Here is an 18,235-nt window from a genome sequence, read left to right as displayed (position 1 = left end):
CGCCCCCATCACCGTGCCGGTTCAGGACGCGGGCTGCTCCACCTTCGTGTCGGTCTTGCCGTCGACGGCCGCCGCCAGCTGCGGGACCAGCCGCTCGATCACGTACCGCAGGCTGAGGACGGTGCCCATGGACAGCGCGTTGCCGTAGTCGCTGGTCTCGTTGACGTAGACCTCGCGCCCCTCCTTCACCACCTTCAGGTCCTTGTACGAGGCGTCCTTGTGCAGCTTGTCGGCGTCCTTGGTCACGTCCGCGACCTGCCACACGAGGGCGTCCTGGTCCAGCAGATCGGTGCGCTCCTTGCTGATGTTCGCGCCGAACTGGTCCCCGATCACCTTGTCCAGGTCCGCGGGCAGGGAGAACCCGAGGTCGGTGAGGAGATGCGACCGCGGGTCCTGGCTGCCGAAGACGAACATGCCCTCGTACGGAGTGGCCATCACGGCCGTCCGGCCCTTGAACTCGGGGTGTTCCCCGACGGCCGCCGCGATCTGCTCCTCGGTCTCCTCGACCGCCGCGGCGGCCTCCTCCGGCTTGCCGAGCGCCTTGCCGATCGTCTCGGTCTGCTCCTGCCACGGCACGCCGTAGTCGTTGTACTGCTTCGGCTGGGCGACCACGGGGGCGAACTTGGACAGCGACTCGTACTGTTCCTTCGTGAGCCCGCCGTAGACCGCGAGGATCAGGTCCGGCTTGAGCGAGGCGATCTTCTCCACCTGGGGGCCGGTGCCCGTGTCCTTGAGGACGGTCGGTGCCTCGGCACCGCCGAGCCTGTCCTCCGCCCAGGGGCCGACCGCGCCCTGGTAGCCGCCCAGCCATTCGGTGGTGCCGACCGGGGCTTCGCCGAGCGCGAGTACCGAGTCCTGGTCGGTGAGGCCGACGGTGACGATCCGCTTCGGCTCGGACTCGATGGTCGTACTGCCGTACTTGTGCGCGAGGGTGACCGGGAAGGCGGACTCGCCGGAGGCGCCGGCCCCCGCACCCGCGTCGGTGGCGTCGGATCCGGAGTCGTCACCGCCGCAGGCCGTGGCCGTGGCGAGGAGCAGGAGGGCTGAGGTGAACGTGGCGGCGAGCCGTGGTGCTCTGCGCGTGCGGAACATCGGTGGTCCTTCGTTCTTCGGGTTCCTGTGGAGCCGGACAGTGGGCTGGGTCTCGGGGGTTGGGGCTCACGGGCCGGTGTCGCGGGTGTCCGACCACGCCTGCCAGATCTCGGCGTAGCGTCCCTTCGCGGCGCGGAGCTCGTCGTGCGTGCCGGTCTCGACGACGCGTCCCGCGTCCATGACGACGACGCGGTCGGCGGCCGCCGCCTGGCTGAGGCGGTGGGCGACGATCAGCGCGGTGCGGCCGTCCACCGCCTGGGCCACGGCCTTCTCCAGGGCGCGCGCGCCGGCGCTGCCCGCCTCGGCGGTGGCCTCGTCGAGGATCACCAGGGGAGGATCGGCCAGGATCAGCCGGGCGAGCGCGAGAGCCTGTGTCTGTGCGCCGCTGAGCCGGTGGCCGCCGTCCCCGACGACGGTGGCGAGACCGTCGGGCAGCGCCTCGGCCCAGGCGAGGGCGCCGGTGCGGTCGAGCGCGGCGCGCAGTTCGCCGTCGGTGGCGTCGGGTTTGGCGAGGCGGAGGTCGTCGGCGAGAGGGCCCGCGAAGACGTGGGTCTCCTGGGTGATCAGGGCCACCGTGCGGGAGGCGGCCGCGCCGAGTTCGGTCGGTGGTACGCCGCCGACCCGGACGGTGCCGGTGGTGGGCGGCTGGATGCCCGCGACGAGCCGGGCCAGCGTGGTCTTGCCGGCGCCGCTGGCACCGACGAGGGCCACGCGCTCGCCGTGCCGGACCGTCAGGTCGATGTCGTGCAGGACGGGATGGCCGGGCCGGTACGCGTGACCCAGGCCCCGCACGGTGACGTCGACACCGCCCGACGGGACGGAACGGGTCCGTTCAGGGGGCGGTGGTGCGTCGGTGACTCCGACGAGCCGCGACAGACTCGCCGTGGCCGACTGGGCGTCGTCGAGGAGGACGAGCGCGGCGTTGACCGGGGTGAACAGACTGTGGAAGTACAGGGCGGCGGCGGTCGCCGTGCCGATCGACGCCGAGCCCTCGCGGACCAGCCAGTAGCCGGTGAACAGCACGGCGGCGAGTCCGATGTACTCGGCGATGTGCAGCCGGCTGTAGAAGCCCAGCACCAGCCGCACCCCGCGCATCGTCAGCGCCACCACGGACCAGGACCGCTCGGTGACCCGCTCGGTGTGCTCCCGCTCCAGCCGGAACGCCCGCACGGTGGAGCTGCCGGCGATCGTGTCGAGCAGTTGCTGCTGCTGGGCGCTCGCGGCCCTGCGCTGCTCGGCGTAGAGGGGGACGGCGCGGGCGACGTACCAGCGGGCGGTGGCCGCCTGAACGGGCACCGCCAGCAGGGCGGCCAGCAGGAAACGCCAGTCGAGCAGCGCCAGCGCGCCCAGCGTGAGGACGATGGTCAGCAGCGAACGGGCCAGTTCCGGCAAGGCGTTGCGGATGGCCTCGGCGATGAGGGAGACGTCCGCGGTGACCCGCGCGGTCAGATCACCGGCGCCGGCCTTCTCGACCCGCTCCAGCGGCAGCCCGAGCGCCCGCTCGACGAACCGCTCGCGCAGCCGGGCGAGGGTCGTCTCGCCCAGCCGGGAGACCAGCGACAGACCGAACCCGGCGGTGACGCCCTGCGCCACGGCGACGGCCAGGAGCAGCGCCGCGGTGGTGGTGAGGGCGTCGACGGAGCCGCGGTCGGCGGCCAGGTCGACGATCCGGCCCAGCAACGGCTGCACGAGCAGGCCGACGGCGGTGGAAGCGACCATCACGGCGAAGGCGGTCAGGGCCAACGGCCGCTGGGGACGCAGCAGTTCGGCGACGGCGGCGCGGGTGCGGGCGGGGGTGGCGACGGGGAGGAGAGGGGAGTCGGGGCGGGCGCCGGGCCGGGAGTCCGTCGCGTTCGGGCAGTCGGGGCGGGCGCCGGGCCGGGAGTCCGTCGCGTTCGGGCAGTCGGGGCGGGCGCCGGGCCGCGAGCCCGTCGCGTTCGGGGAGTCGCTCATGTGAGGACCGCCGTACGGTAGGCCGCGCGGTCGTGTACGAGCTGTTCGTGGGCGCCGGTCGCGGTGACCCTGCCGCCCTCGATCAGGACGACCCGGTCGGTCATGGCGAGCAGCGCGGGGCTGTTGGTCACCAGGACGGTGGTGCGGCCGCCGCGCACGTCCCTGATCCCGGCGGCGATGCCCGCCTCCGTGACGGCGTCGACGGCCGTGGTGGGCTCGTGCAGCACGAGCACCGGCGCGTCGGCGGCCAGCGCCCGGGCCAGGACCACCCGCTGCCGTTGGCCTCCGGAGAGCGAGTGGCCGCGCGCGGTGACGGCCGTGTCGGGCCCGTCGGGCAGGGCGCGTACGACCTCGTCCGTGCCCGACGCGGCGATCGCGGCGGTGACGGGAGCGGCGGCGTGGGTCCCGACCGCGGCGGTGACGTTGTCCAGGAGCGTGCCCTCGAAGAGGTCGGCGTCGTGCTCGGCGACGAGTATCGCGGCCCGCACCTCCGCGAGGCTCAGCGCGGGCAGTTCGATGCCGTCCAGCTCCACGGCGCCGCTCACCGGGTCGGCGTGCCGGCCCAGGCAGCACAGCAGGGCGGTCGCGTCGGCGGGGTCGGTGGTGACCACCCCCACCGTCTCGCCCGGGGCGATGTCGAGGTCGACCTCGCGCAGAGAGCCGTACGACAGCCCGCTCAGCCGCAGCCCGCCCTCGACCCGCCGCAGGACGGCGCCGTCGGACGGCCCTCCCGGTGACACGGCCCGGCCGGCGCCGAGCACTTCGGCGATCCGGGCGGCGGACGCACGACCCTGCGCCAACTCCGCGTAGACCCAGGAGAACTCGGAGAGCGGACCGATGAGGAACAGCGCGAGCGCGACGGACGAGACGAGCTCGCCGAGGCCGATGTCGCCGCGTGCGGTGAGCCGCCCGCCGACGAGAGCCACCAGCGCGAGGAACGCGCCGGTGAGGATGGTGACGACGCCCCTCTGCCAGGCCTCGGCACGGGCCGCGCGCAGGGTGGCGGTCAGCGACTCCTGACTGGTACGGCGGTAGCGGGCGACGGCCGCCGGCTCGGCGCCGATGCCTTTGAGCACCCGCAGCCCGGCCACGAGGTCCGCCGCGACGCCCGAGGCCCGCGCCGCGCGTTCCTGCTCGGTCGCGCTGCGCCGTTCCAGGGGTTTGCTCAGCAGGTGCACCAGCCACAGCAGCAGCGGGGTGCCCAGCAGGACGAGCAGACCGAGGGTGAGGGAGATGCGCAGCAGGACGACCGCGCCGACCGCCAGGCCGGTGGCGGCCGCGATGCCGACGACGAGGGCCATCGTGACGGCGCCGACCCGTTTGGCGTCCTCGGTGGCGGTGTTGGCCAGTTCCCCGGGCAACCGGCCGTCCTCCGCGCCGCCTTCGGGGGCGAGGACGCGTCCGATCAGCCGGGTCCTGAGCCGGTGCGCGGCGGTCACGGAGGCGCGTTCGCCGGCTCGGGCGCTGAAGCGGAAACTGAAGGACAGGCCGACGTAGACGACGGCCAGGACGCCGAGCCACAGCAGCAGCCCGCCGGCGTCGCCGTCCACGACGCCTCGTTCGACGGCCAGTCCGATGAGCACCGGCACCAGCGCCTCGCCCGTCTGGTGGCCCATGCCCAGGACCGCCCCGAGCGCGACGTCGCGGCGCTGCCCGCCGACCGCACGCCACAGGACGCTCCGCCCCGGCAGGTCCGCTTCTCTCACGCATCCCTCCGGATGGGGTCACAGCGCCCATACACCGCGCACACAAACTTAGGTAAGGCTAATCAGAACTGCCCCTCGCGGCTACCCCCTTGAAGACTCGAAGGGGCGTCGTCGATGCGGACCAGTCGGTACCCGTGTTCGTACGTCGAACTGCCGCGCCGGTCGGCCCGCTTGGGGCGGGCGCGGCGCGCCGCGAGGACCAGCGCGTCCACCTTCGGGCGTTCCTTGCGCAGCCTGTTGAGGGCCGCCCGGGGCATGCCTGCGAGCGCCGCCGCGGACGCGTGCTGGGCGCCCGTGCGAATCGCCTGGAGCAGTACGAGCAGTGCGGCGGAGGCCGGCGGGCGGGGTGCGTCGTCGCCGTCGCCGTCGGACCCGTGCGACCGGGCCAGTGCCCGCGCGCCCGACATCGCGGCGGCGAACGAGGGGTTGTGCTCCTGCCAGTTCAGCAGCAGTCGTTCCGACACCCCGGCGGCCGCGGCGCAGCCGGCCGGGCCGAAGCCGAGGGCTGCCGTACGCACGGCCTCGGCCATCCGGGCCAGTGTCTCCTCGCGCAGGCTCGGACCGCGCCCCAGTGCGGCGAGCAACTCGCCGTCGAGGCCTTGTTGCGCGTCGATCCGCGCCAGCACACCATCGGCCCAGGCCGCCAACTCGCGGTCGGGGTCGGCCGTTTCCCTCACCGGAAGCCCCCTTAGGTTAGCCTTACCTAAACACATGAGCGGGCTGTGTGCCAGTCAGTTCGCCCGGGAGAGACGGAAGGAGCCTCCTTGCTCTCGTCGAGGATCACCAACGCCCGCATCATCACCATGGATCCGGCCCGACCGACCGCCCGGGAACTCGGCATCTGGCGCGGCCGGATCGTCGGCCTGGACGAGGACGTAACGGGCCTGCCGGCGCGGCGCACCGAGGACCTGGACGGGGCCGTGGTGCTGCCGGGCTTCATCGACAGCCATGTCCACCTGGCCTGGACCGGGCTGAAGGCGGCGGTCCCCAGCGTCGCGCCGAGCACCCGGGCCGACGACGTACTCCGGGTCGTCGCCGACGCGGTCCACCGGGCACCCGCCGACGCCTGGCTGGACTTCGGCGGCTACGACCAGCGCACCCTGGACCGCCCGTTGACGGCCGCGGACCTCGACGCCGTCAGCGCCGGCCGCAAGGTGTACCTCGGCCATCTCTCCGGCCACGCCTGCCTGGTGAACACGGCGATCCTGCGAGGACTGCCCGCGGAGGCGGTCCGCGCCGACGGCTTCCTCGTCGAGGGCGCCATGGGGGCCGCCCTGCGAACCCGGCCGCCGCACTCCCTCGACGAGCTGGCCCGAGCGATCGAACACGCGGCCCGCGTCTGCCGCTCCGAAGGGGTGACGGCCTGCGCCGAAGCGGGAGTCGGCGGCCGGCTGATCGGCCGCAGCCCCATCGAGGCGGCGGCCTACCAGCTCGCCCACGACACCGGCCGGCTGCCGCTACGGGTCCAGCTCATGGTCGCCGCCGACGCCCTCGACCACGTACGCACCGCCCCGCAGGACACCACGAGCCGCGCGCTCGCCCTCGGGCTGCGCACCGGATTCGGCGCCGGCGCCCTCTCCCTGGGCGCCCTGAAGATCTTCACCGACGGCGGGATGATGGCCCGTACGGCGGCGCTGACCAGCCCCTACCTGGGAACCGACACCTGCGGACAACTCCAGGCCGACCCGGAGGAGTTGGAGAACACCATCGTGGAGGGGCACCGCGCGGGCTGGCAGCTCGCCATCCATGCCATCGGCGACCGGGCCGTCGACGTCGCCCTGGACGCCCTGGAACGGGCGCAGAGAATGCGCCCCCGCCCGGAGGCACGTCACCGCATCGAGCACGCCGGCCTGGTCCGCCCCGAGCAACTGCCCCGACTGGCCGCGCTCGGGGTCACCGTCGTCGTCCAGCCGAGCTTCCTGCACTACTACGGGGACGACTACGCCACCGTCATGGGCGAGGACAGGGCGGGCTGGCTCTACCGCGGCCGGGGCTTCCTCGACCACGGCGTGCGCTTGGCGGGCAGCTCGGACCGACCGGTCGCCGACGGCGCGCCACTGCGGGCCGTCCAGTTCATGGTCGAACGGGCCTCGGAGTCGGGCCGGGCCATCGGCCCCGACGAGTCGATCACCGTGGACGAGGCCCTGCGCGCCTACACCGTCGACGCCGCCCACGCCTGCCACTGGGAGTCCGACGCGGGCAGCCTCACACCGGGCAAGCGGGCGGACCTTGTCGTACTCGGTGACGACCCGTACCGGGTGGATCCCTCGCGGCTCGCGGACATCGAGGTGGTGAGGACGTTCCTGGAGGGCGAGGACGGGCCGTGATCGCAGGCCACCGGGCCGCGACACCACGGCGGGCCGCCCTCCGCGCCGACGTTCCGCCGACGCATTAGCCTGCGGTCATGGGACTCGGCCTGCTGTTCGCGCTGTGCGCCGCCGTCTTCATGGGAACGGCGACCGTGTTCCAGGCACTCGGCGCGCGAAGGGTGACCTCCGGAGGCGCCGGGGCGGCGGTGCGGGCCACCTGGCAGTGGCCGTTCGTCGTGGGAGTCGCCCTCGACACACTGGGATTCGGCGCCGAACTGCTCTCCTTGCGCTCTGTCCCGCTCTTCCTGGTCGAGGCGGCGGTCGCCGGGGCACTGGCGGTCACCGCGATCGTCTCGGCGCTCGTGCTGCACATCCGGCTGCGCAGGGGCGAGTGGATCGCCGTCGCATCGGTGTGCGGTGGGCTCGCGCTGATGGCGATCGCGGCGGGCCGGGAGACCGGCGGGGACGGCGACCAGAGGATGCGGGTCGCGGTGCTGGTGGGCTCGGTGGGGCTCGCCCTGGTGAGCTGGGCACTGAGTCTGCGCCTGGGGAACGTCCCCCACCGCGCGGCCGTGCTGGGCGGCCTGGCGGGGATCAGCTTCGGCGTGACGGCCGTCGGGGCCCGGCTGCTGCCGGGGCTGTCCCTGCCCGGCCTGCTCGTCGACCCTGGTGTCTACGCCGTGATCGTCTCCGGAATCACCGGCTATCTGCTCCTGATCGAGGCCCTGCAGTCCGGCTCGGTCACCTCCGCCACGGCGGCGATGGTCACCGGGGAGACGGTCTGGCCCGCGCTGTTCGGCGTCCTCTGGCTGGGCGACACCACCCGCCACGGCTTCGCGCCACTGGCGGTCGCCGGATTCGCGGCCTCCATCATCGGCGCCCTCACGCTGGCCCGCTTCGGCGACGCGGAACACCAGGAGCCGTAGCGGAACAGCAGGCGCCGTGGCGGAACACCAGACGCCGTAGCAGAGCAACAGGCGCCGCGGGCGCCGCCGCCGGTGAGGGTGAGCGGACCGTCGACGGGTGCGCCCAGGACAAAGGGCACGGCGTCGGGGGCCCGGAAGGGGAAGCGCTCGCCGCTCGTGCCGACCAGCGGGTAGGCGACGGCGGTGGAGCCGGTCGCGGCGGCCCGCTCGGTCAGCGCGTCGAGGTCGGCGCCGGGGAAACGTCGGGAGAGGGCTCCGGCCCCGCTGCTGGACGCGCCGCCGGGCAGCCAGGTGCCGCCGGGACCGCGATGGCAGTAGACCACTCCGCCGGGATCGCGGACGAGGCGGTCGGCGGCGCCCTTGAGGACCAGGGTGGTGCCGAGGACGGAGTTCCAGGCCCCGGGGGTGCGGGCCCCGGCGCCGATCTGCGCGGCGCTGCCGCCGGTCATGCCGGCCACGACCGGAGTGCCGTCGGGCCAACCTCGGCGCGAGAGCCGGCACTTTCCTCGGCCCGGCCGTGGTCGGCCTCTTCCTCGGGCCGCTCGGCGTCGAGGGTGTGATGTGGGTCTTCGCCCTGCTGTACCTCGCCAGTGCGGGGATGACGCTCTTCCTCACCCTGCCGCGCAACACCGTGGACTGATCGGCGGCGTGGCAACAGGATGCTCATTTCTGCTCGCAACAGCCTCTCTTCGAGCAGCTATTGACACCCCGTCGTCCGGTCGACAGAGTCGTTCGGCGACAAGAGCAGTCGGCCACCCACAAGGGAGCGTTCAGCGCATGCATGAAATCCCTGCCGTCTCACGCCGTACTCTCATGGGCGGAGCCCTGGCCTCCGGTGCCGTCGCCGCAGGTCTGGGCGCCGCCACCGCTCACGCGGCCCCGACCGCCGACACTTCTCCGGCCCGGCGTCGCGGCCAGAAGTCAATGATCAACGTCCCCTTCGAGGAGTACCGGACGGTCCGCGTCGCCCTCATCGGCCTCGGCAACCGGGGCCACGGCATGGCCTCGGGCTGGGCCGCCGTCCCCGGCTGCACCGTGACGGCCGTGTGCGACATCCGCGCCGAGCGCGCCAGACGAACCGCCGACAAACTGGTCGCCGAAGGCCGGCCCCGGCCCGCCGAGTACGGCGGCTCCGCCGACGCCTACGAACGCATGCTGCGCCGCGACGACATCGACCTCGTCTACGTCGCCACCCCCTGGGAGTTCCACTACGAGCAGGGCCGCGCCGCCCTGCTGTCCGGCCGCCACGCCATCGTCGAACTGCCCATCGCCACCGAACTGCGCGAGCTGTGGGACCTCGTCGACACCAGCGAGCGGATGCGCAGACACCTGTTCCTGTCCGAGAACTGCTCCTACGGCCGCAACGAACTGGCGATGCTCAAAATGGCCCACGACGGCCTCTTCGGCGACGTCACCAACGGCCACGGCGGCTATCTGCACGACCTGCGCGCGCTGCTGTTCTCCGACACGTACTACACCGACTCCTGGCGGCGGTTGTGGCACACCCGCAGTACCGCCTCGTTCTACCCCATGCACGGACTCGCCCCGATCGCCGCGGCCATGGACATCAACCGCGGCGACCGCATGACGACGCTGCGGGCCACCGCCACCGAGCCCAGGGGCCTGGCCGACTACCGCGAGCGGTTCGTCCCGCGCTCCCACCCGAGCTGGAAGGAGACCTACATCAACGGTGACTTGATCACCTGCCTGATCGACACCGCCCGGGGCCGGGTCATCCGCGCCGAGCACGAGGTCAGCTCACCCCGCCCCTACAGTCGTATCAACTCACTCGCCGGCAGCCGCGGCATCTTCGAGGACTACGCCGGAGTGACCTCCGCGAGCGGCGGCCGGGTGTACCTGGAGCCCGATCACAGCGACCACACCTGGCGGTCGTTCGACACCCACCTCAAGGAGTTCGACCACTGGCTCTGGCAGAAGATCGGTGACGACGCGGAGAACAACGGCGGGCACGGCGGAATGGACTACGTCCTGCAGTGGCGCACCGTCCAGCAGATGCGCGCCGGGCTCGCCCCCGACATGGACGTCTACGACGCCGCCGTCTGGTGCTCCCCGATCCCGCTGAGCGTCAAGTCCCTCGCGGCGGGCGGCCGTCCGGTCGCCGTCCCCGACTTCACCCGCGGCTCCTGGGTCAACCACCGCGCGGGCCTCGACTCACGGCCCAGCGAGATGCCGCCGGCCACCTGACCACACCCCGGCACCCCGCAGGGACGTCACGGCTCGTCGTCGGTCTCCCTGCGGGCCTGCGCCGCCCGCCGCAGCCGGTAGTGGCGCGCCGGAGCCTGTCCTGCGACCACGTCGCCGACCATCGTGCGTACGACGTCCTGCAGCCGGTGCAGTGCGTGGTGCCGCGTGTGTCCCGCGCCCGGGTCCTCCCGCAGCTCCTTCAGCAGCGCCCAGCACAGCAGCAGCATGACGACCACGAACGGCAGCGCCACCAGGATCGTCGCCGTCTGCAGCGAGTTCAGCCCGCCCACCACCAGCAGCACCGCCGCCACCGCCGCCATCAGCACACCCCACAGCACGACGAGCCACGACGGCGGGTGCAGCGCGCCGCGACTGGTCAGGGAGCCCATCACCAGCGACGCCGAGTCGGCGCTCGTGACGAAGTAGGTCATGACCAGGACCATCGCCGCGAACGACGTGACCGTGCCGATCGGCAGGGCGTCCAGCATCGCGAACAGCGCCGCCTCGGCGCCGTCCGCCACCTCGCCCCCGAGGTCCGCCTGACCGGTCGACTCCAGCCGCAGCGCCGTACCGCCCATCACGCAGAACCAGACGACGGTCGCACCGCTCGGCACCAGCAGCACTCCGATGAGGAACTCGCGGATGCTCCGGCCGTGCGAGATACGGGCGATGAACGTCCCCACGAACGGTGCCCACGACAGCCACCACGCCCAGTAGAAGATCGTCCAGGTGCCCAGCCACGACTGGTCGGAGAAGGCGCCGGTGCGCGTGGCCATCGGCAGCAGGTCGTTGAGATAGCCGCCGACGGACGCCGGGATCGTGTCCAGGATGTGGACGGTGGGGCCGAACAGGAAGACGAACAGCATCAGAGCGGCGGCGAGCACGATGTTCAGCGTCGACAGCCACTTGATGCCCCGGTGCAGACCGGAGAAGGCCGAGACGACGAACGCCGCCGACAGGACCGCGATGATGACCAGTTCCGTGTTCCGGGTGGCGCCGATTCCCGCCGTGAGGTCGAGCCCCTCGGCCACCTGGAGCGCGCCCAGGCCCAGACTCGTCGCCGTACCGAACACGGTCGCGAAGACGGCGAGCAGATCGATCACCTTGCCGGGCCAGGACACCGCCCGCCGCGCCCCGATGAGCGGCACGAACGCGGCGCTGAGCCGATTGCCGCGGCCCTTGCGGAAACCGGCGTACGCCAGCGCCAGCCCGGCGATCCCGTAGATGGCCCATGGGGTGAGCGTCCAGTGGAAGAACGAGTACTCCAGGGCCGTACGCGCCGCCGCGGCGGACTCGGCGGGCACTCCGCTCGCCGGGGGCGGCGCCAGATAGTGCGTGAGCGGCTCCCCGACGCCGTAGAACATCAGGCCGATGCCCATGCCCGCGCTGAACATCATCGCGATCCAGGCGAGGTTCCCGAACTCCGGCTCGGAGTCGTCCTCGCCCAGCCTGATCAGGCCGAACCGGCTGAACGCGATCACCAGGCACAGGACCAGGAACACGTCCGCGGCGACCACGAACAGCCAGCCGAAGTTGTCCAGGACCCAGGCCAGACTGGCTGAGGAGACGCTGTCGAAGGACTCGTCACCGAGCCAGGCCCACAGCACCACGGCGGCGACCGCGGCCATCCCGATCCCGACGAGGGCGCGGTCGGGCGCACCGTTGACCGGAGCGCCGGACGGAGGATCCGGCTGAGGCTGATCGATCGATTCCGTGCTCATGACGCCCAACTATGGTGCGGTATCACCCCATAACGAGGGGTGGCGCGCCGCCCGGCGGTACCGATGGGGGCGGCGCGTTCCGCATGGCGCCCGCCGGTGGTGTGCAGCACTTCACCGTGGCCGGCCGCGCTGCGGGCGTATGAGATGACGAGTCCGTCTGTCATGATGTCCCGCGAAAAGGCGACGGCGGAACGAGGAAGCCGGTGTGAATCCGGCGCGGTCCCGCCACTGTGATCGGCGAGCGGATCCCGAACAGACCACTGCCCGGACGAGGGTGGGAAGGCCGGGACGAGCACTGACCCGAGAGCCAGGAGACTCACGCGGTCGCCTCCTCGACGTGACCGGGGCGGATTTCCCCGGGGAGGAGGGCTTGTTCTGATGTCTGCCGAGACATCACGGGGCGGTTCGGTGCCGTGCCGGGTCGTCGTGTGCCGTGACTGCTGCTGCGGCAGCCCGAAGGTGACCGGCGTCGACCACGGTGAGCAGACCACGCGTCTGGCCGAGAGCGCCCCGGTCCGGATCACCGACTGTCTCGACGTGTGCGACCAGGCGAACGTGATCGTCGTACAGCCCTCGTCGCAGGGGCGCGCCGCCGGGGGCCGGCCTGTGTGGTTCGGCCTGGTCAACGATTCCGCCGCGACCGACGACATCGCCGCCTGGGTCCGGGCGGGCGGCCCGGGTCTCGCCGCGCTGCCGGAGATCCTGAGTCTCTACGTCTTCACCCCGCCACGGCGTGCCCGGTCCGGGGCGCTCGTGCCGCCGGGCTGACCACCTTCCCGACGCCACTGAACGAGCCGTATCCGGCCACTTCCGGACCACCGTCCGGATGGTTCCACGTTCCACCCCGCGGTGAGAGGACCACCACATGATGGGCAAGCGCCCGCTCTCCCTGCTGTCGGCGATCGCCGCGGCTGCCCTGCTGATATCCGGCTGTGGCGGCACCGCCACCGAGAACGACGCCGCCCAGTCGGACACCGCCGCCGAGGGCTTCCCGGTCACCGTGTCCAACTGCGGTGTGCGGACCACCTATCAGCGACCCCCGCAGCGCGCGGTGTCGCTGAACCAGCACGCGACCGAGGTCATGCTGGCCCTCGGGCTGGAGAACTCGATGGTGGGCACGGCCTACCTCGACGACAAGATCCTCCCGGAGTACCAGGACGCGTACGACGGGATCAAGGTCGTCGCCAAGGAGTACCCGTCCTTCGAGACGCTGCTGGCCGCCGAACCCGACTTCGCCTACGGCGGGTTCGCCAGCACCTTCGACGAGAAGGAGGGCCGCAGCCGCGACGCCCTGTCCAAGGCCGGGATCAACTCCTATCTGAACATCGAGGAATGCCCGTCCGGCCCCGTGACGATGACCACGATGGACCAGGAGATCCGGAACGTGGCCAAGATCTTCGGTGTACCGGACCGGGCCGAGCGGGAGTTGAAGGAACTCCACGCCACCCTGGACACGGTCGAGGAAAAGCTCGCCGGAGTCACTCCGGTCAAGCTCTTCGTCTACGACAGCGGCGACAAGACCGCCTTCACCGCGGGCGGCGCGGGCATCGGCAACGAGATGATCAAGCAGGCCGGCGGGGTGAACCTCTTCGCGGACCTGGACAAGGTGTTCGGTGACGTGTCGTTCGAGCAGGTGGCCGAGCGCGCGCCCGAGGTCGTCGTCATCTACGACTACGGCGACCAGCCGGTCGCGGACAAGAAGAAGTTCCTGCTGAACAACCCGGCGCTCAAGGACGTACCCGCCATCAAGAACAAGCGGTTCGCGGTGCTGCCGCTGTCGTCCACGGTGCTGGGCGTGCGGGTGCCCGCCGGCGTGGAGTCCCTGGCCCGGCAGCTCCACCCGGACCGCTTCAAGTGAGCGGCGCTATCGACGCCAAGGGCGTGACCGACGAGCAGGACGTGTCAGACGCGAGCGGGCCCGGGGAAACCCTCGGGCGCCGCCCCGGTGTCCCGTACGCACTCGTGCTCCTGCTGCTGACCGCTCTGGTGCTCGCCGCGGCGACCTTCGGGTTCGCCGTCGGATCCGTCGGCGTCCCGCCCGACCAGGTCTGGGGCATCCTGCTGCACCGGGTGCATCCGGCTCTGGCCGACCCGACCTGGACCGCCGTCCGCGAGACGATCGTCATCGACGTACGGCTGCCCCGGGTACTGCTGGCCGGCGTCGTGGGCGCCGGCCTTGCGGTGTGCGGGATGGCCCTGCAGGCACTCGTACGCAACCCCCTCGCGGACCCGATGCTGCTCGGGGTGTCGTCCGGCGCCTCGGTCGGCGCGGTGCTGGTCGTCGTCTTCAACCTCACCCTGTTCGGTGTGTTCTCGCTGCCGGTGGCGGCGTTCCTCGGTGCCCTCGCCGCGCTCGTCGCCGTCTACTTCCTGGCCCGGTCCGGCGGGCGAATGACCACCGTGCGGCTGGTACTGGCGGGCGTGGCGACGGCCGAGGTGCTGTCGGCGCTCGCCAGCTTCCTCGTCGTCACCTCCAACGACCCGCACAAGACGCAGTCGGCGCTGCGCTGGATGCTCGGCGGACTGGCCGGCACCACCTGGACGGTGGTGTGGATCCCCGTCGCCGCCGTCCTGCTCGGCACGGCCGTCCTGCTCGGCGTCTGCCGGTCCCTCAACCTGCTGCTCGCGGGGGAGGAGGCCGCCGCCGCGCTCGGCCTGGACGTGCACCGCTTCCGTGCCGCGCTGTTCACCCTGGTCGCCGTCATGATCGGCACGATCGTCGCCGTCAGCGGCCAGATCGGCTTCGTCGGCCTGATCATGCCCCACGTCGTACGGCTGCTCGTCGGCGCCGACCACCGCCGTGCGCTGCCCGCCGCCGCGCTGCTCGGCGCGGCCTTCCTCATCGCCGCCGATCTGGCGGCGCGCACCGTCATGAGCCCGGAGGAGATCCCCGTGGGCATCCTCACCGCCCTGGTCGGCGGCCCCTTCTTCCTGTGGCTGATGCGACGGAGGACAGCATGACGCAGACAGTCACGGCGAAGGGCGCGGCCCCGGTCACGGCGGCGCCCGGCACGCTGGTCGCGGAGGACGTCTCGGTCGTCGTCGACGGCCGGGCACTGGTGGACCGGGCCTCGCTGCACGTGGCTCCCGGCGAGGTGGTGGGGCTCGTGGGCCCCAACGGCGCGGGGAAGTCCACCCTGTTGCGCACGGTCTACCGAGCGCTGCGCCCCACCTCGGGACGGGTGCTGCTGGACGGCGAGGACATCCGGCGGATGTCCGGCAAGAGCCTGGCGCGCCGGCTGGCGGCCGTCCTGCAGGAGTCGGCGGCGGAGTTCGAGCTGTCGGTGTACGACGTGGTGGCCATGGGCCGCACCCCGCACAAGCGGGCCTTCGAGGGCGACGACGCCGACGACCGCGCCGTCATCACTGCGGCGCTAGGCGAACTCGACGCCGCCGATCTCGCACACGCCCCCTTCAGCCGGCTGTCGGGCGGCGAGAAACAGCGGGTGCTCATCGCCCGCGCGCTCGCCCAGCGCGCGGGGACCATGGTGCTGGACGAGCCGACCAACCACCTCGACCTGCGACACCAGCTCGACACCCTGCGCCTCGTCCGCCGGCTCGGCGTGACGGCGCTCGTCGCCCTGCACGACCTCAACCTGGCCGCCGCCTTCTGCGACCGCATCTGCGTGATGAACGCCGGCCGCGTGGTGACCGTCGGGCCCCCCGCGAAGGTCCTCACACCCGAACTGCTGGCCGACGTCTACCGCGTCGACGCGGAGGTGACCGAGCACCCCCGCACCGGCGCACCGCACATCACACTGCTTCCCGGCGCCGATGCCTTCGGAAAGGGGAGATGAGTCCATGGCAGCGTCATAATCCGCCGCGCGTTCACTGAAATGCGGGGAGGCTTCCTCGCCATGCCCGGAGCCTGAATTCGGTACGCCCGAATTCCGGTCCGTACGACCCGAGTTCGGTCCGTGACCAGAAATATGGGAGTCGTTGTGAATGCACTGCGGCAGGCGCCCGCCCCCGCCGTCGCCCAAGCCCTCAAGGACATCACCGCCCTCGGTTCCTTCTTCTCGATCGAGCTGGGCGGCCCGGACGAAGGATGGCACCCGGTCGAGGACGCGTACGCGCGTGGAGTCGCCGACCTGATCGCGGCGACGGCCGACCGCTACGACACCCGCGAACTGCGCATCGGCGCCTCCATCGTGCAGCTCGGCCACGCCGCGCGCCTGTGGTCACCGGTGCTGGCCTGCACCGTCGTCCACGGCATCGTCCCCGACCTGGACCGGCTGCACCGCGCCGACGACGGCCCCGCACTGCGCCTGCCCGCTGCCCCCACCGGTTGGTACGCTCCCGAGACCCCCCGCCTCCCGGACGTGCTGTACGAGGTCGTGGTGGCCCGCCACCTGGACGCGCTGGCCGCCGGACTGCGCGTCAAGGTGGCGCCCCGGCTGCTGGCCGGGAACGCCGCCTCGGCGCTGGTCGAAGCGGCCCGCGCTGTCCTGGCGGCCAGACCGGACCTGCGTGAACCCCTCACCGACCTCGTCGACGGCCTGCTGAACACCCGACGGCTGGCCGGCACCGGAAATGTCGTCGGCCCCGATCTGAGTTTCCGCAGGCGTAGTTGCTGCCTCTATTACCGGGTGCCCTCGGGAGCGAAGTGCGGGGACTGTTCGCTGGCCTGATGAGTTTTCGCAATTCCTGGCCGGAAAGCAGCATTGAGGAATCCGCGGCACGCGCTAATCTGGTGCTGAAACTAGCTCGCAACTGCACAGGATGTGCAAGTGAGTTGGCGGGTCCTGTGCTTCGATCCGAATCCGATCTGAGGAGGACGCACATGGCGCATCACGGCTGGGCCGAACCCGAGGAGCCCCAGAAGGGTCTGAAGTCCCACACCCCGGCGATCGACGCCCCGTTCGAGTGGCGTGAGGACGTCGAGGACGAGCAGACCGAAAGCTGACCACCGCGGCGGGGGGTGACGTCGTCACCTCCCGCCGCGCCGCGTCGTACCGCCCCAGCGGAGAGGAACGCGAAACGCCGTGGTGCCAGGCCTCATCGAACGGGTCACCCGCGACCGTCCCCGTGTCGAAACCGTGCCGAGCTGCGTCTCCTACAGCGCCCATCTGTCGGCCCGCCCGGAGTTCGCTCCCTGGGTGGTCGACACCGTCACCGGAGGCGCCGCCCTCGGCGACCACGACAAGGCACGCGAGGCGGCCATGGGCGAAGCCGTCGAACGCTACTGCGGCAACGCCGTTCCGCCCACCCTGCCCATCGCCTCCTACGGACAACTGGCCCGAGCGGGCAGGCCCGCGATCGACCCCCGCGAGTTCGCCCTCTACGCGCCGTCCCAGTACGCCCGTCGCGGCTTCCCCTTCGTCGCGATGACGCGCGACCTGGAGATCGCCTGGATCTCGGGCACGGACCTCACAGACGGCGCGGAGGTCCTCGTCCCCGCGTCACTGGCATACGTCAACTACTTCCGTGGCCCGCACTCCACCGAGCCGCCCACCAACTACCCCCTCCTCGCGGGCACAGCGGCCGGTACCGACCCGGAGCAGGCCCGACGCGCCGCTCTGGAAGAGGTGTTGGAGCGGGACGCCGTCACCGTGTGGTGGCTGAGCGGTGCGCAGGCCGCCGCGCTCGCTCCGGAGCCGGGCGGGCCCGTCGCAGCGGCGGTAGGCGAGGCCAGGAGCGCCGGCCTCGAGGTGACCTTCCTCCGCATCCCCTCGACGTTCGACATCACGGTCGTCGGTGCGTTCATCGAGGATCCGGGGCGGCAACTGGTCGCCTTCGGCAGCGCCTGCCGCTCCACCGCCGAGGACGCGGCGGCCAAGGCACTCACCGAGGCCGTCGGCATGCACGAGACCGGCCTGGAACTGCTCGACGGCGACGGCGACTTCTGGACCGGCGTCCGCACGGGCCGCCACGGCCACCGCCCGTACCGGCCGTACCGCGGTGACCGGGCCTACCGGGACGACTTCCGGCCCGATCTGCGCGACATCAACGACGTCCGGCTGCACGTCCAGCTCTGGCTCGACCCGCGCATGCACGACTCGCGGCTCGACCGGTTGCGGGCTCCCGGCATCCCGGGCCCCGTGCCGCCCGACGACACCACCGGCACCGGGGCGGTCTCGGGCCTGCGGGTCATCACCGTCGATCTGACGACACCGCAGGCGCGAGCCGCGGGCCTGCACGTCGCCCGGGTCCTCGTGCCCGGTCTCAGCTGCAACGCACCGGCAGCCTTCCCCTTTCTCGGCGGGCGCCGCCTGTACGAGGAACCGGCCGCCCGGGGCTGGGTCCCCGGGCCGCTCGGGGAGAGCGACCTGATGCTCGACCCCCTGCCGTTCTCCTGACGTTCCGCAGCACCGACGACCCCC

At 72.2% G+C, this 18,235-nt stretch carries 16 protein-coding genes, 1 pseudogene and 1 riboswitch; of the genes and pseudogenes, 11 read left to right on the top strand and 6 right to left on the bottom strand.

The window, feature by feature from the left end:
• Positions 1-21: 21 nt before the first annotated feature.
• The 4 genes from I2W78_RS35590 to I2W78_RS35575 all read right to left on the bottom strand — a co-directional run bounded on the left by I2W78_RS35590 (position 22) and on the right by I2W78_RS35575 (position 5,428).
• A complete protein-coding gene (locus I2W78_RS35590; protein WP_196464875.1) occupies positions 22-1,092 on the bottom strand; it encodes an iron-siderophore ABC transporter substrate-binding protein in 1,071 nt (356 codons plus the stop codon).
• A 66-nt stretch (positions 1,093-1,158) separates the two neighbouring features.
• Positions 1,159-3,045 carry an ABC transporter ATP-binding protein gene (locus I2W78_RS35585; RefSeq protein WP_196464874.1) on the bottom strand — a complete coding sequence of 629 codons (1,887 nt, stop codon included), beginning with the start codon at positions 3,043-3,045 and terminating at the stop codon, positions 1,159-1,161.
• Positions 3,042-4,751 (bottom strand): ABC transporter ATP-binding protein, encoded by a 1,710-nt coding sequence (locus I2W78_RS35580; protein WP_196464873.1) that lies wholly within the window; start codon positions 4,749-4,751, stop codon positions 3,042-3,044. The genes I2W78_RS35585 and I2W78_RS35580 overlap by 4 nt, the downstream gene beginning before the upstream one ends.
• Positions 4,752-4,813: 62 nt before the next feature.
• A complete protein-coding gene (locus I2W78_RS35575; protein WP_196464872.1) occupies positions 4,814-5,428 on the bottom strand; it encodes a hypothetical protein in 615 nt (204 codons plus the stop codon).
• Between the two features lie 87 nt (positions 5,429-5,515).
• Between I2W78_RS35575 and I2W78_RS35570 the strand changes: the two genes are divergently transcribed.
• Complete coding sequence (locus tag I2W78_RS35570; protein WP_196464871.1) at positions 5,516-7,078, top strand: amidohydrolase; 1,563 nt, start codon at positions 5,516-5,518, stop codon at positions 7,076-7,078.
• Positions 7,079-7,155: 77 nt separating this feature from the next.
• Positions 7,156-7,986, top strand: coding sequence for a hypothetical protein (locus tag I2W78_RS35565; protein ID WP_196464870.1), 831 nt, complete (start codon positions 7,156-7,158; stop codon positions 7,984-7,986).
• Positions 7,987-8,042: 56 nt separating this feature from the next.
• Here I2W78_RS35565 and I2W78_RS40880 read toward each other — a convergent pair.
• Positions 8,043-8,468, bottom strand: a pseudogene (locus tag I2W78_RS40880) (carbohydrate kinase); the annotation flags it as partial.
• 35 nt (positions 8,469-8,503) lie between these two features.
• Between I2W78_RS40880 and I2W78_RS41255 the strand changes: the two are divergent.
• Entirely contained in the window at positions 8,504-8,626 is a 123-nt protein-coding gene (locus I2W78_RS41255) for a hypothetical protein (protein WP_269066968.1), read from the top strand.
• A 137-nt stretch (positions 8,627-8,763) separates the two neighbouring features.
• A complete protein-coding gene (locus tag I2W78_RS35560) occupies positions 8,764-10,191 on the top strand; it encodes a Gfo/Idh/MocA family protein (RefSeq protein ID WP_196464869.1) in 1,428 nt (475 codons plus the stop codon).
• Positions 10,192-10,217: 26 nt separating this feature from the next.
• Here I2W78_RS35560 and I2W78_RS35555 read toward each other — a convergent pair whose 3' ends face one another.
• Positions 10,218-11,912, bottom strand: a complete 1,695-nt coding sequence (locus I2W78_RS35555; RefSeq protein WP_196464868.1) for a BCCT family transporter — start codon at positions 11,910-11,912, stop codon at positions 10,218-10,220.
• Positions 11,913-12,052: 140 nt separating this feature from the next.
• Positions 12,053-12,248, top strand: a riboswitch (cobalamin riboswitch).
• 42 nt (positions 12,249-12,290) lie between these two features.
• Here I2W78_RS35555 and I2W78_RS35550 point away from each other — a divergent pair.
• From I2W78_RS35550 to I2W78_RS35525, 7 genes are all read left to right on the top strand, one after another.
• Positions 12,291-12,680 carry a (2Fe-2S) ferredoxin domain-containing protein gene (locus I2W78_RS35550; RefSeq protein WP_196464867.1) on the top strand — a complete coding sequence of 130 codons (390 nt, stop codon included), beginning with the start codon at positions 12,291-12,293 and terminating at the stop codon, positions 12,678-12,680.
• A gap of 97 nt (positions 12,681-12,777) precedes the next feature.
• Positions 12,778-13,770, top strand: a complete 993-nt coding sequence (locus I2W78_RS35545; RefSeq protein WP_196464866.1) for an ABC transporter substrate-binding protein — start codon at positions 12,778-12,780, stop codon at positions 13,768-13,770.
• Between the two features lie 41 nt (positions 13,771-13,811).
• Entirely contained in the window at positions 13,812-14,873 is a 1,062-nt protein-coding gene (locus I2W78_RS35540; protein WP_196465199.1) for a FecCD family ABC transporter permease, read from the top strand.
• The gene (locus I2W78_RS35535; RefSeq protein ID WP_196464865.1) at positions 14,870-15,709 is read left to right on the top strand and encodes an ABC transporter ATP-binding protein; all 840 of its coding nucleotides are present in this window, start codon (positions 14,870-14,872) and stop codon (positions 15,707-15,709) included. The genes I2W78_RS35540 and I2W78_RS35535 overlap by 4 nt, the downstream gene beginning before the upstream one ends.
• A gap of 144 nt (positions 15,710-15,853) precedes the next feature.
• Positions 15,854-16,543 (top strand): (2Fe-2S)-binding protein, encoded by a 690-nt coding sequence (locus tag I2W78_RS35530; RefSeq protein ID WP_374222741.1) that lies wholly within the window; start codon positions 15,854-15,856, stop codon positions 16,541-16,543.
• A 152-nt stretch (positions 16,544-16,695) separates the two neighbouring features.
• Positions 16,696-16,818, top strand: coding sequence for a hypothetical protein (locus I2W78_RS41250; protein ID WP_260460595.1), 123 nt, complete (start codon positions 16,696-16,698; stop codon positions 16,816-16,818).
• A gap of 79 nt (positions 16,819-16,897) precedes the next feature.
• On the top strand, positions 16,898-18,211 hold the full coding sequence (locus I2W78_RS35525) for a YcaO-like family protein (RefSeq protein ID WP_196464863.1): 1,314 nt from the start codon (positions 16,898-16,900) through the stop codon (positions 18,209-18,211).
• Positions 18,212-18,235 lie beyond the last annotated feature (24 nt).

Source organism: Streptomyces spinoverrucosus (genome assembly GCF_015712165.1).
Taxonomy (GTDB): Bacteria; Actinomycetota; Actinomycetes; order Streptomycetales; family Streptomycetaceae; genus Streptomyces; species Streptomyces spinoverrucosus_A.
Note: the sequence above shows the minus strand (reverse complement) of the source record. Positions and strands in the feature narration are given on the sequence as shown.